Origin of the sequence: Coraliomargarita algicola, from assembly GCF_033878955.1 — a bacterium.
GTDB lineage: Bacteria > Verrucomicrobiota > Verrucomicrobiia > Opitutales > Coraliomargaritaceae > Thalassobacterium > Thalassobacterium algicola.
Window position 1 is genome coordinate 318503 of sequence record NZ_CP138858.1, and the last position, 13690, is coordinate 332192.

10 protein-coding genes are annotated in these 13690 nt (G+C 51.0%); 8 read left to right on the forward strand and 2 right to left on the reverse strand.

Annotated elements, in window-relative coordinates:
• Positions 1-69 precede the first annotated feature (69 nt).
• The 7 genes from SH580_RS01125 to SH580_RS01155 all read left to right on the forward strand — a co-directional run bounded on the left by SH580_RS01125 (position 70) and on the right by SH580_RS01155 (position 8569).
• Positions 70-1989, forward strand: a complete 1920-nt coding sequence (locus tag SH580_RS01125; protein ID WP_319833166.1) for an ATP-binding protein — start codon at positions 70-72, stop codon at positions 1987-1989.
• Positions 1989-2645, forward strand: a complete 657-nt coding sequence (locus tag SH580_RS01130) for a response regulator (protein ID WP_319833167.1) — start codon at positions 1989-1991, stop codon at positions 2643-2645. Before SH580_RS01125 ends, SH580_RS01130 begins: the two co-directional genes overlap by 1 nt.
• A gap of 124 nt (positions 2646-2769) precedes the next feature.
• On the forward strand, positions 2770-3891 hold the full coding sequence (locus SH580_RS01135) for an alpha/beta hydrolase fold domain-containing protein (protein ID WP_319833168.1): 1122 nt from the start codon (positions 2770-2772) through the stop codon (positions 3889-3891).
• The gene (locus tag SH580_RS01140; protein WP_319833169.1) at positions 3892-5388 is read left to right on the forward strand and encodes an alpha-L-fucosidase; all 1497 of its coding nucleotides are present in this window, start codon (positions 3892-3894) and stop codon (positions 5386-5388) included.
• A gap of 10 nt (positions 5389-5398) precedes the next feature.
• Positions 5399-6877, forward strand: coding sequence for an arylsulfatase (locus SH580_RS01145; RefSeq protein WP_319833170.1), 1479 nt, complete (start codon positions 5399-5401; stop codon positions 6875-6877).
• Positions 6878-7006: 129 nt separating this feature from the next.
• Positions 7007-8041, forward strand: a complete 1035-nt coding sequence (locus SH580_RS01150) for a LacI family DNA-binding transcriptional regulator (protein WP_319833171.1) — start codon at positions 7007-7009, stop codon at positions 8039-8041.
• 105 nt (positions 8042-8146) lie between these two features.
• Positions 8147-8569: a GFA family protein gene (locus tag SH580_RS01155; RefSeq protein ID WP_319833172.1), complete on the forward strand. Its 423-nt coding sequence runs from the start codon at positions 8147-8149 to the stop codon at positions 8567-8569.
• Positions 8570-8740: 171 nt separating this feature from the next.
• On the opposite strand, the gene SH580_RS01160 is transcribed toward SH580_RS01155, so the two are convergent.
• Both SH580_RS01160 and SH580_RS01165 read right to left on the reverse strand, forming a co-directional pair.
• Positions 8741-9421 carry a peroxiredoxin-like family protein gene (locus SH580_RS01160; protein WP_319833173.1) on the reverse strand — a complete coding sequence of 227 codons (681 nt, stop codon included), beginning with the start codon at positions 9419-9421 and terminating at the stop codon, positions 8741-8743.
• Positions 9422-9701: 280 nt separating this feature from the next.
• Positions 9702-10718, reverse strand: coding sequence for a LacI family DNA-binding transcriptional regulator (locus tag SH580_RS01165; RefSeq protein WP_319833174.1), 1017 nt, complete (start codon positions 10716-10718; stop codon positions 9702-9704).
• A 107-nt stretch (positions 10719-10825) separates the two neighbouring features.
• Here SH580_RS01165 and SH580_RS01170 point away from each other — a divergent pair, with 107 nt between their 5' ends.
• Positions 10826-13678, forward strand: a complete 2853-nt coding sequence (locus SH580_RS01170; RefSeq protein WP_319833175.1) for a glycosyl hydrolase family 95 catalytic domain-containing protein — start codon at positions 10826-10828, stop codon at positions 13676-13678.
• The last annotated feature ends 12 nt before the right edge of the window (positions 13679-13690 follow it).

The window sequence follows — 13690 nt, forward strand, 5'->3', positions numbered from 1 at the left end:
AGGCTTGTGGTCTCATTGTATTGTCCTTGGATGAGATTTTGCCGATTCATTATTTTTCTATGCTATGCTATGACTCTGTTCTGTAGTCATGGCGCGAATCTGCTGCGAGAGGTATCACTTGCGGATTTGGAAGCGCGTTTAGCTGAAATCGATGGCGAACTGGAATCCTTGGCTCGTTTCAGCTTAAATACTGGAGTCGGACCGATTGGCTACCGTTCAATGAACTATGATGAGTCTGCGCATTACGAGTGGGTGAGCGTTGATTTGGAGCAGAGTTGCAGGATCGATCAAATCGTATTAGTTCCCACTGTGTGGCGCGATATGGCTAAAGGCTATGTGGCGGATGCATTCCCACTTGAATTTCGTATACGAGTGGGGCTCGAGGGCGATCCGGAGGGGCAAGTCGTGGCAGAACTTGATTTTGGTGATGCTCCATTGGAGAGTATTGCACCAGTGATCGTGCCAATCGATGCGGTTGAAGCTTCGTGGGTTCGTTTGGAAGCGACGCGTCTATCAAGTCGTGCACGTGATGGGAAATTTATCATGCAATTGGCTGAAATGATGGTCTTTGCCGGGCCTTATAATCAAGCGCTGGGCAAGCCTGTTAGTTATTCACGTAACATTTATCGTTCAAATGCATGGAAGAGTTCTTTTTTAGTGGATGGGATTTTGCCTTATGTCATGAATGCCGCACGTGGAGAACAGAGCTTGCCGATGATCAGTCGTGTAAACATCGGAGAGCAGGCCACGATTATGATCGATTTGGGGCAGAGCTACGCCCTCTCTCGCTTACGTTTGCATGCGGTCGATCAGGGGGATACGATGCCGCGTGCCTTTCAAGGGGATTTCGGTATTCCTGAGCAGTTTATTCTGGAAGGCGCCAATCAGGCGGACTTTTCGGATGCGACGGTGCTGCTCGATGTGCATATTTCGAGCGTCTATGAGATCGGACCAATTATGGAGTGGGCCTTTCCCACAACAGATTGTCGCTATGTGCGTTTTGTCGCAACCAAGCCTTATTTGTACAAATCGGATCGTGTGAGTGGCTCACGTATTGGCTTTGCGGAGCTAGAATTACTTGATGATGTGTCGAATGTGGCGCTGGGGAAAAATGTACTGCTGGACTTTCGCCTGAGCTCTGAATTAGAGACTCGAGAAGCTCTCACCGATGGGCATAACCTAAATGGCTTGATCTTGCCGATGCGTGATTGGATGCAGCAACTTGCATTGCGCAGAGATTTGGAAGCTGAGCGGCCGATTGTTTTGGCCGAGATTTCGCTTCGTTATGCGAAGCAAAGCCGTCAACTCAAATGGCTGGCCTGGTTGGTTGGCATTCTTGTGCTGTTGGGGGTTATTGCCATGATTTATCTGAGAACGGCGCGTCAACGTCAGGAGTCCTTAATTCGAGAACGTATTGCAGCCAATTTACATGATGAGCTCGGGGCTAATTTACATGCGATTGGTCTATTGGGTGATTTGGCTAAAGATGCCGTGGATCAGCGAGAAGAACTGCTGGACACTGTGGATCGGATACGTGCGCTGACTGAGCGCACAGGCAAGGCCGCCAGCAACTGCGCCAATCTATTGGAAACACAGGGTTTTTGCGATGATTTGGTATTTGAAATTAAGCAAGACAATGAGCGTCTGCTGGGGGATTTGGAGCATCATCTGCAAATTGAAGGGGAAGGCTTTTTGCAGCAAATCCCGCGTCGCACGCGTTTGGATGTCTATTTATTTTATAAAGAAGCACTCACAAATATTATCAGACATTCTGGGGCCACTGAAGTGTGGACTCGATTGGTGGCCGATGCTGAAAAGATTCAACTGACGGTGACTGACAATGGGGATGGCATCGCCGACCTGGTGCCCAAGGCGCTGGAACGCCGTGCACGCTTGATGCGAGCAGACTTACGTATCCGTCAGCCGGATGCGGGACCAGGCACTCAAGTTCGTTTAATTGTTAAAACTCGAAAATACAGATTCTTATAATGAAAAGACCGATACAAATTATGCTGGTTGAAGATAATCGCGAGTATCGCGACGTGATCGACTTAGCCTTGTCGCGCGATGACGATCTTGAACTGATGAGTGAGTTTGTGACGGCGGAAATTGCCTTACGGAAGGTGCAGGGAAATGCACCCAAACTCCCGGATGTGTTGTTACTGGATCTACGGCTGCCAGGTATGAGTGGTTTGGATGCCTTGCCGCACTTTAATCAGGCGATGCCAAATGCTAAAGTAATCATCCTGACGCAATCGGATGATCAGGCGGACGTATTACAGGCGATCTCCTTGGGGGCATCCGGTTACTTGTTGAAATCTTCAACTTTAACAGAAATTAAAGATGGCATTCGTTTAGTCGCCAATGGGGGGGCTAGTTTGGAGCCTTCGGTGGCTAAATTCGTGCTTCAGACTTTACAAAATAAGTTGCCCACCGACCAGTTGGATGCTGCTTTGAGCGAACGCGAACAGCAGGTGCTGGAGCTTATTAGCGAAGGACTGTTAAAGAAGGAGATTTGTGGTCAGCTAGGCATCGGATATGCGACAGTGGATACACATGTACGGCATATTTATGAAAAGCTGAATGTCAAAAATGCCCCTGCTGCGGTCTCTAAAGCCTTTCGCCTAGGACTCTTCGATAAGTAGCGTCTTCTATCCCGTAAACGGGTGATATTTTCCCCACTTCAAGCATGTTAGATTAGCTGTATACTAGGCTGTGCACGGATTATTTCGTGCTTGGCCCTAAGATTCTGTCAGAGAGTAATTTTATATGAGGAAAATACACAAAACGATCGTATCCATATCATGCTTACTGGTGGCGACTGGTTACGCCCTAGAGCCATTAAAGGATTCTTCTGAACACTATGAAGGACGCATCGCTCAGCGGATGTTTTCGAAATTGGATACCAATCGTGATGGCGTCTTCACTGCCGACGAAGATCCGGCCCAGTGGAAAAAGAATCAAAAGTTGGATGCCAACGCTGATGGCGCAATTACACTCGAAGAATTGAAGGCCAATTCGCTCAAGTATATTGACAGTCCAGGCCGCCAAATTCGCAACGTCTTGTTTAAACGCACTCCAACAGGCGATGTGTATCTGGATTTGTATTTCCCGGATGTGGATGACAGCGATAAAAAGCCAGTGGTTTTATATACCCATGGTGGTGGATGGGCGGCCGGGAGTAAGCAAGGGGCGGGGCATGCCTCTTTTGGAGTGGTGCATCAGGCGCTCTTAAAAGAGGGCTTCTGTGTCGTATCCGTGGGCTATCGTTTGTGGTCGAAGGATGGTCAGACCTCAATGCGTGATTGTGTGATCGATTCCAAGGATGCACTTCGTTTTATTTCAGCCTACAGTAAAGAGCTGGGGATTGATCCGATGAAGATGTATACATTCGGCGATTCCGCAGGTGGGCATATCGCTCAAATGGTATTACTGTCATCGCCTGAGACTTTGAGCGGTGACCCTGAATTGGCCCAATATACTTATCAAACGGTCGGTGGTGTTTCTTGGTATGGTCCCTGCGACTTTCAAGATGAACAGTTGTTTAATCACGATGACCGCGAGAATTTTCGTGATCGCTTTGGTCCACGCATCATGGGAGCGAATTCCAAGCCGGAGGATAAGGAGGCGCGTTATCGTGAGATGAGCCCCGTGAGCTATCTCACCTCAGACAGCCCACCCTTGTTGATGCTGCAAGGTGATCAGGATACCACCATCCCCGTGAAGCAGGCCTATCGCATGCAAGAAGCTCTGGAGACGATTCCTGCGCCCGTTGAAATCGTGATTGTTAAAAATGCCGGACACAATTGGCGCAGCGTGGGCGCGCCGATCGACCCCAGTCGTGATGAGATCATTCAACAAACAATTAATTTTTTCCTTAATCACCGCTAAATGAATACATCATTACGCATCTTTTTACTAGCTGCCTTAGGTGGCGCTGCGACACTGCAGCTTACTTTAACCGCCAAAGACGATTTGGCGGAAGACCCCTTTGAATTGGCACTCTCGCAAAAACATGCGGGGGATGGTCAAAAGCACTGGGAGGGAAAAAGCCCAGAGGAATTACGTGCGTGGGCGAAGAAAAATTTACATCTCAAGTTGACTGCCAAACGGACGATCGACGCCGAAGCGCACCCTGAGTGGGCTTGGTTCCGCAAAGCAGGACTAGGGCTCTTTCTGCACTGGGGACCGACCAGTGCCAACCCTGCGACCGGCGATGCCTGGGCAATGGTATGGTCGCAGCGCAAGGCGGATTCGGGGCGCTTTATGCAACTCCCCGAAGAGATGTTTGCGGTGGCTGAGACCTGGAACCCAGAGAATTATCAACCCGACCGATGGCTGGCAGCGGCCAGTAAGGCGGGCTTTGGTTATTCGGTGCTAACGACACGTCATCACGACGGCTATGCGTTGTGGCCGAGCGACCACGGCACCTGGGATACAGGCGATCTAATGGAAGGACGTGATCTGGTGCGAGACTACGTGGACGCCTCACGCAAAAACGACATGAAGATCGGTTTTTACTACTCAGGCCCGAATTGGCATTATGACTATAAGAACCGCGAATTCATGCATCCTGCCCAACAGGACTTTCAGCTGAATTATAAGCATGAGCGGGTGGGGAAGACGCCAAAGCTCACCCCCTTGATGGCGCTCTCAGGGCCAGAGGAGAAGGCTGAGTCCATTGGCCAGGTACGTGAACTGATGTCCAACTACGGTCAGATCGATGTGATTTGGTGGGATGGCTCTGTCTCCGTCAGCGAGGAGGATCTTAAAGTATTACAGCCAAATATATTTGTAGCGCGTGGAAATATCGCGACGCCGGAAGGCGGGCATCAGGGTGCCAGCCACAATGTGAAAGTGACCAACGAGGCCGGCTGGTGGTGGGAGTCTTGTCAAAAGTCAGAAAATAGTTTTACGCCGAATTGGCATTACGGGGTCGAGTGTGAAACGAACCACTGGGACACCAATACCTTACTCACAGAGTTGATACGTTGTCGTTCGCTGGGAGGGAATTTACTGGTCAATGTGCCACCACGCGGGAACGGCGAAATGATGGATTGGTTTTATGAGCTTTGCGACGAGATGGCTGCCTGGATGGCGCACTCCCGCGAGGCGACTTATGATGTGGATCTCGATGCGCCCTTGCCGACCTTGGACAAGACGCAGAACTACACCACTAAGCGAGCGAATGTTTACTACTCCTTACCCGATGCGGAGGGTGCGGTCTTTATCCGCGACGTGTCGCACCCCCTCCAAGTGAGCCTATTACGCACGGGGGAGCCATTGAACTTTACTTACCGCGACTCTGCTTTGCATGTGGTCGTGCCTGCTGCGATGCGAACTGATTTACCCGATATGGTGAAAATCGTATTTAAACTGAAAAGATAGAAGGCTATTTATGATTTGTAAGAAACTATTTTGTTTGTTGGGGCTAGGGGCTGCCGTGCTACTGACTGGCGAACTCGCCGCCCAGACTTTGGCGGGCAGCCGTCCGAATATCATCTTAGTGATGACCGACGACCAAGGCATGGGGGACTTGTCCTGCATGGGGAACGAGATTGTGCGCACCCCGCATATTGATCGCTTCTACAAACAGTCGACCCGCTTTACCGACTTTCAAGTCAGCCCAACTTGTGCGCCGACCCGTGCGGCCATCATGAGCGGTCGTTTTCCGTTTAAGGTGGGGGTGACGCACACGATCTTACAACGCGAGCGCATGGCCCTGGATGTGCATACGCTGCCACAAGCCCTAAAGAGTGCGGGCTATGCTACAGGCCTGTTTGGTAAGTGGCATTTGGGGGACGAATCCGAATATCGCCCGCAAAGCCGGGGCTTCGATGAAGTGCTGATGCATGGAGCGGGCGGCATCGGCCAGACTAGCTTGGGAGATTTTGCTGCCAATAAAGAGAATCCATATTTCGATAATGTCTTATTGTACAACGATACAGTGGTGCAGACCCAAGGCTTTTGCACCGACGTGTTCTTTGATGCAGCCGAAGGCTGGATTCAGAAGCAACATGAGGCAGGTCAGCCATACTTTGCCTATCTTTCACTGAATGCGCCCCATGGTCCCATGTATGCGCCTGATGAATACAAACAGCACTTCCTTTCAGAAGGCTATGATGAAGATACCGCAGCTCGTTATGGTATGATTGAGAATGTCGACGACAACTTTGGGCAACTCATGGCCTTACTCAAAAAATGGAAGGCCTTGGATAACACCTTAATCATTTTTATGACTGATAACGGCATGTCGATGAAGACCATCCTACGAGATGGCGAAAAAATTTCCCCGTTTAATGCCAACATGCGTGGCCGTAAAAACTCGCCGAATGAAGGCGGCACACATGTTCCAGCTTTCTGGCAATGGAAGGGTGTTCTGAAGCGTGGTGTGGACATCGATGCCTTGGTGGCGCACATCGATTTATATCAAACTTTCGCCGAGTTAGCGGGAGCACAACTGCCCGCTGATATGCAAAGTCTCGATGGACGCTCTTTGTTGCCGTTGCTGGAAGACCCTCAAGCTGATTGGGCTGATCGTGAGCTGTTCTTCCATTGTGGCCGTTGGAAGACCGGAGAGCGCGATGCCTATAAATATCGTAATAACGCCGTGCGCACCGAGCGCTGGCGCTTTGTGAATAATCAGCAGCTCTACGATCTCCAGCAAGATCCAGGTGAGACCAAGGATGTGTCGCAGCAGTTTCCCGAAGTCGTGTCGCAACTTCGCAAGTCATACGATCAGTGGTGGGACTCCGCGCTGCCCTTGATGGTCAACGAAGGGCTCCCTCGCATTAAAGGAGATCATCCCTTGCAAAAGCTTTACGAAGCCCAGCAAAAATCTGGGGAAATCGTGAACTGGACGCCCGAGAAGCTTTAGCTATAAAAAAAGATTGCCTCATTTTCTAGGTAGTTTGAGGGCATTGTAAGCACGACTGAAAATCTGCTTGTTATTTATTAACATTACGATCAAATGTTAATTAACATGGGTAAACAGTCATCAGTAAGTATGAAGCAAATTGCCGAGGAAGCGGGCGTGTCGATGATGACCGTATCCCGCGTGCTTCGCAATGAGTCCAATGTCTCTGCAAAAACAGAAGAGCGCATCCGCGAAATCGCCAATCGACTGGGATATAAATCAAATCGCTTAGTGCGTGGCATGCAAAGTGGCCGCAGTGGCATTGTGAGTGTGGTGATGCCGGCGGGGCATGCGATTGCGCCCACGATGTTAGAGGGGATCTACGACTTTTTTCACGAAAAGGATATGATTATGGCCCTGGATTTAGTGCATGGAAACCTCGGAGAGAAGGCTTTTGTGGAGCAGGGGAAGATTATCAACCGCCTGCTCGAGAGCCGGGTCGACGGCATTTTGCTACTGCCAGTGAATGAAGAAGCGAGCCCCTTGTATTTCAAGGAAGTCGTGGATCGCAAGATTCCGTTGGTCTTGATTGATCGAAATACGACCCACTTTTCGACTGACTTTGTGGGGACAGATGATTTGGCCGGAGGTCGCGAAGCCGCACGTATATTGGCGCAGAATGGCTGCAAGAATGTAGTGTTAATTTCCACTGGCGAATTCGTCAGCACGAGTCGTTTACGTGCGAAGGGCTTCCTGGATGGCTTGTCTGAATTTGGTGTTGGGCTAACGACGCATGTCATTGCGCCCAATTTTACACATAATGCTGAACTGATTGACCATGAACTGAAGAAGTATAGAGATCAGTTTGACGGTATTTTTGCGATTGCAGACCGTCTAGCGATCAGCGCATGGCATAGTTGTCAGAATCTAAACCTATCCATTCCAGACCAGGTTAAAGTGATTGGTTTTGGTGCGCTGAACTTGCGTGACCCAAGGGTGGCGCTGTCGACTTTTGATCAAGAGCCTTATTTAATTGGGCGGGATGCTGCTCAGTTATTGTACGAACGTATTGAGAAGGGCCCCTCTGCAAGCCGATCGAAGCCCAAAAGCTTATTCCATCGCCCAAAGTTTGTGGCAGGCACTTCTTGTCCCCTCGGGGAGAAGAAGTGGACGGAGTCAGTCTAGATTGTATGCGTCGTTCTTTTGACTCAAAACTGACATGAGAGATTTGAGTTTGTGGCCTCTGTTTCCATAGTCGGGGGGGACCATTCCTCAGAGCGCAATCGCACGATGACTACAGCACATAAAGGATCCTGCCTCTGTGGAGAGGTTGTGTTTGAAATTGAGGGAGAATTTGAGCATTTCTTCCTCTGTCACTGTGATCGCTGCCGCAAAGACACTGGTTCGGCTCATGCTGCGAATTTGTTTAGCAATGATTTTAACTTACGCTGGTTATCTGGCGAAAATCAGGTTCGCAGTTATCAATTGCCGGGAAGCCGCCATGCGAAGAGCTTCTGTTTGAACTGTGGCTCGGCTCTACCTCATCGACTTTCCACGGGCTCGGTTTTGATGGTGCCGGCTGGCAGTCTCGATAGCGAACTCTCCATCAAGCCTCAGGCTCATCTTTTTTGTTCGGAAAGAGCTTCATGGGATGATGGCCTGGAACGCGTCCCATCTTGCGAAGAATTACCTGAGAAGAATGCGTCCGGCTAAATTCGGCAATGCCTGTAGTATGGTTTTGACTCTTTTGCGAAGAAGCTGGGCTACATAGAAATGTAGCCATGTGATTATGGCACAGACTTAAAGATGAACCTGAACCCCATCGCGACGCTTTAGTTCTCCGTCTCAAATCTGGGGCGCGTTGCCTCCATTGGCGCGTTGCGGCTACGAGAGAGCTGACTGGCTAGGGAAGGTATGCTTTAGCTTTGTTAAGGCGGCGATCACCTCGTCTGGTTCGGCACGGGTGCGGTAGTCGACATCGATGGAATTCCAGATGACCTGCCCGTCGTGGTCCAGAATGAAGGTAGCGGGGATCGGCAGTCGGCTACCGTTGCCTTGGTTGATCTCTACCAGATCGAGTCCACGGTCTTTGCGCATATGGTCCAGGAAGAGTGTGGGGACTTTCCAAGCCACGCCAAATTGTGTGGCGACATGACAGTCCTGGTCGGAGAGCACTGTAAATTCGAGTGCATCACGTTCGAGCTGTGACAATGAGTTATCAGGCTTTTGCGGGCTGATCGCAACCAACTGCGCGCCTAGCTTTTGGATTTCGGCCAAGCGCGACTGCAAGGCATGGAGCTGTAAATTGCAGTAGGGGCACCAACTTCCACGATAGAAAACCAGCACGACGGAGCCACTTTGCAGGAGCTTGCTCAGCGACACGGGGGCACCATGTGCGTCGGGTAAACTAAATTCAGGTGCCCGTTGGCCGACAGCCAAGGCGTGGGCACCTTCACCCGACTCACGTGCAGATGCAATGAGTGCGTCCACTTTTTGCATGAATTCCGGTTTCATTTGGCGTGTTTTCGCCGCTTGTGCTGCGAGCTGGTCGTATAGATTGTTCATGTATCTTCTATAGATGACTCAACTGTGAGAATTATTCCAACAAGGAAGGCTATTCGCGCAGTAACGCCCCCTATCTGCTGTGAAGCTTCATTCTTCGCCGAACGCTGGCAATGCTTCTTGCGGGACAAGAGTGTCCCGTCTCCTGTTAAGTGACCTTGTTCTTATGGAAATTAAGTTTCACATTTTGCCCTCGGCAATATTCGCTCCAGAATCAATCGACGAAACTCCAAGGAAACCTATTTCGCCAAAACAGGAGCATGGACACTCTTGTCCATGTTTCTTAGTTCGGCTTTTGCGTGGTTCCTTTGATCAAGAGTTGCGGTTTGATTAAAATGCTTTGCGTGTCTGTGTGTTCTGTTTCTTGGGTGCGCTCTAGGTACAGTTTGGCTGCGGTTTGACCGATTTGGATGGGGTGTTGGTCAAAGGTCGTGAGGTCGTGGCGAACGTGACCTAGGCGTTCGTCCCCGAAGCCGATGATCGAAAGGTCCTCGGGGATCGAGAGTCCACAGGCTTCGGCGATTGAGATCACTCTGCCGGCTACGGAATCGTTGATACAGAAGACGGCGGTGGGGCGGCTTTTCTTCTTTTTCAGAATTTTAGAGAGTTCGTTTTCGAAGTCGTCATCCTCGGAATTCATGACCTCGGCCTGCTTGCCTGTTGTGGCCTCCCATTTTTTTTGGAATCCACGCTGGCGGTGGTGAGAGGTGCTGACCTTGTCCGCGCCCACGTAGAGCGCCCGTTTGTGCCCGAGGGAAAGCAGGTGCTTCGCGGCTTGCTGGCCGCCATATGTGTCGTCCGTTCCAACGTAATCTGTCTTTAGCTCCGCGAGTTCGCGATCGACCAGAATGAGCGGGATGTTGCGCTCCAGAATCTCCTCAAAGTAGGATTTTTGAAAGCCTTCGAAGCTGGGGCGCAGTAGAATGCCTTCAACCCGGCGCTCGATCATTTGGTGAATGATCGAGCGTTCTAGATTGAGGTCTTCGTCGGTGAAACATTTGTAGTTCCAGTTTAGCAGCATGAGCGTTGAGCTCTTGGAAAAGATGTCGTGAATCCCACTGTTGATTTGACTGTAAAACCAGGTGTTGTTGGGGATCATCACGCCAGCCATGCCGCTCTTGCCCGTTTGCATGCCGTGAATCAAGGCGTTGGGGCGGTATTTGAGTCGCTCTGCGATGGCATAAATTCGATCTTTAGTCGCGGCCGAGTACTTGAGGTTTTTCTTGTTCAGAATACAAGAAACAGTGGTCAGGGAGACGCCTGCCTCCTCGGCAATGGCTTTCATGGTCGCGTTTTTCATAGCTATGTAGTTGACGGAATGTGTCTACTTATATCAACTCAATATAACTACTTATATATTTTATTTGCCAATCTGCGCGCCTTGTGTTTGGGTGCGTTAATAATAACATGAAGAACCTTTCCCCATTATTTCGTCTCTTTCTCGTGATCAGTCTACTTGTCCCTAGTTTGCTCAAGGCCGAATCCACCGTCGATTATGCCACATTTTTGGCGCGGCATGATATGATCTGGGACCGGATTCCCACACGCTGGGAGGTGGCACCTTACACGGGTAACGGCAATGTGGGCTTCCTTTTTTATCAAGCCGCAGGGGACGCGAAGAATGTGATCTCGATTCACGTGGGGCGTCATGATTATTACGATCACCGCTTGCCACATGAGGGCAATGAAATGCTGTGGATTTACCGCAGTCGTTTGCCCTTGGGGCATTTTGAGCTGGAGTCGCGAGGGGAGATTCTCGACGTAGACCTGCGCTTGAATTTGTGGAATGCGCAGATGGTGGGCACGATTCATACCACGCAGGGCTCTTATTACGTGCGGGGGCTCAGTCATGCGGAAACGGACGTGATCTACTTTGAAACCGTCGCGGCGGGGGATGAATCGATTCAAATTTCATGGCATCCGGACGCACCGATTGCGCCGGTGCGCCAAACATTGGAAGCGGGCGGTGGCCCCAAAGGTGGTAGTTGGGATCGTATGCGGACCGCACCCTACGAAATGCCGCCTGCGGCGACTGTGAGTGAGTCGGATGGTATGCAGTTTTGTTTTCAGCCGCTCTATCAGAATCGTGGTGAGACCACCACTGGTTGGGAGATTCAGGGAGCCGCGGATGGCAAGCAAGTAATGCTCGCGAGTGTGCATCACAGTTTTCCTGAAAACAATAGCATGGAGGTGGTGCGGCAGAATCTCTTGGGCGCGCGAGATTTGCTGAGTGAGGGCAAATTCTTTGAGACGCATGCGCAATGGTGGCATGCGTATTATCCGCAAAGTTTCCTGACGCTCAATGATGCCGAGAAGGAATCCTTTTATTGGATACAAATGTATAAGCTGGGCTCTGCCATGCGGGAGAACGGACCGATTCTGGATTTGATGGGGCCATGGTATCACAAGACCTTTTGGCCGATGGTGTGGGGTGACTTGAATGTGCAGCTCCAGTATTGGACGCATTTGACGGCGAACCGGATGTCGATCGGAGAATCGCTGGCTAATAACTTGGACAAGTATGCGGCAAATCTCACCAAGAATGTGCCTGAGCGCTGGGAAGACAGCGCAGCCATCGCGGCATGTTTTCCGCAGGATTTACAGGCCTATGATAATGGCAAGGTGCCGGACATGTTGGCCTGGGTGCTGCATAACTATTGGCTGCACTGCGAGTATGCGGGCGACCGCGAGCGGATGCGTGACGGCTTGTTTCCATTGCTGCGGCAGACGGTGAATAGCTACCGCAACTTCATCCGAGAGCGTCCCGTTGAGAGTGACGACGGCAAGATTCATATCTCGCTCAGTTGGTCGCCGGAGTATCCGGGCGGACACGGGCAGGATATCAATTTCACCATCGCGCTCTTGCGTTGGAGTTGTGAGACCCTGCTGGCGATCAATGAGGAGCATAATTTGAATGATCCGCTGGCGGCCGAGTGGCAACATATCGTCGATCATCTCGTCGGCTGGCAGATCGACGAAAATGGCCTGCGCATAGGCAAGGACATCGCCTTTGAAAAGCCGCATCGTCACTATTCGCACTTATTGGGCTTTTATCCGCTGGCTCTGATTACTCCTGAGAATGAAGCCGACGCAAAGATGCTGCGCACGACACTGGATCACTGGTTGGATGTCAGCATCAATGGTGTGCAAAAAGATCATGCCATGCCAGTGACGGGCTACACGGCCACGGGTGCTGCTTCGATGTATGCCACCTTGGGCGATGCCGAGCAGGCCTACCACTATCTCAACTTTTTGATTCATCATCAGAATGTTTCCTCCACGACCATGTATGCGGAAGGCAATCCTGTGATCGAGAGTCCCTTGTCCTTTGCCACGGCCTTGCACGATATGCTGCTGCAAAGTTGGGGCGGTAAGATCCGGGTCTTCCCGGGCACGCCCGAGCGCTGGGCCGATGTGGCATTTGAAGATTTTCGCACGCAAGGCGCCTTTCTGGTGAGTGCCAAAAAGAAGGCCGGCGAGACCCAGTTTGTCCGGGTTAAAAGTTTAATCGGCGCGCCCTGTGTCCTACACGTCGATTTTCCGAATCCACAGTTCGCCATCAATGGTCGTATCGCCGATCCTTCCAAAGTGCAGGCACTGGAAGGGGGCTTTTACGCGATCGATTTGAAGCAGGGCGAAGTCGCGACTTTGACCCCCGTTGCTTTATCGCAGGCTGATCTGACGATTGAGCCGATCCCTGTCAGTCAGGCGGATGAAAACCTGTTTGGCTTGAGTGAGAAAACCCTGCGCCTTCCCGGACACCAGTTTTATTATCCAGAGAAACGCGCGACTGCTTCGGCACCTAAGGCTGCATCGGTCGCGGCGCCAGTCCAGTCGGATCGGAAATCGTATAGTTTCGCGCCCACCCGTGGACGCTATGTGCGTATCGAGCTACCAGGTGAGCAGCGCATCTTGTCGTTGACCGAAGTCGAGGTCGTCAATGGAGAAACAAATCTGGCGCTCAATCGCAGCACTCAGCAGTCGAGCAATCTGTATGGTGGGGTATCCGCACGCGCTGTGGATGGCAATTTCGATGGTGACTTTGGCAAAGGATCGGTGACGCATACTGAAGAGTCGGCCAATCCATGGTGGGAAGTGGATCTCGGAAAAATGGAGTATATCGAAAAGATTCGAATCACCAATCGCAAGGCCTTGGGCGAGCGCTTGGATGGCTTCACTTTGAAAATCTTAGATGATCGCAAACAGCCTGTTTACACGCTGGAGGACATCTCCGCTAAGCCTGTCATCTCCTTTGAATAGTCCAACCGTTTT

Coding starts and splice junctions, on each gene's coding strand:
- SH580_RS01125 (WP_319833166.1), top strand. CDS start 70: ATGACTCTGTTCTGTAGTCATGGCGCGAATCTGCTGCGAGAGGTATCA.
- SH580_RS01135 (WP_319833168.1), top strand. CDS start 2,770: ATGAGGAAAATACACAAAACGATCGTATCCATATCATGCTTACTGGTG.
- SH580_RS01130 (WP_319833167.1), top strand. CDS start 1,989: ATGAAAAGACCGATACAAATTATGCTGGTTGAAGATAATCGCGAGTAT.
- SH580_RS01170 (WP_319833175.1), top strand. CDS start 10,826: ATGAAGAACCTTTCCCCATTATTTCGTCTCTTTCTCGTGATCAGTCTA.
- SH580_RS01145 (WP_319833170.1), top strand. CDS start 5,399: ATGATTTGTAAGAAACTATTTTGTTTGTTGGGGCTAGGGGCTGCCGTG.
- SH580_RS01165 (WP_319833174.1), bottom strand. CDS start 10,718: ATGAAAAACGCGACCATGAAAGCCATTGCCGAGGAGGCAGGCGTCTCC.
- SH580_RS01155 (WP_319833172.1), top strand. CDS start 8,147: ATGACTACAGCACATAAAGGATCCTGCCTCTGTGGAGAGGTTGTGTTT.
- SH580_RS01140 (WP_319833169.1), top strand. CDS start 3,892: ATGAATACATCATTACGCATCTTTTTACTAGCTGCCTTAGGTGGCGCT.
- SH580_RS01150 (WP_319833171.1), top strand. CDS start 7,007: ATGAAGCAAATTGCCGAGGAAGCGGGCGTGTCGATGATGACCGTATCC.
- SH580_RS01160 (WP_319833173.1), bottom strand. CDS start 9,421: ATGAACAATCTATACGACCAGCTCGCAGCACAAGCGGCGAAAACACGC.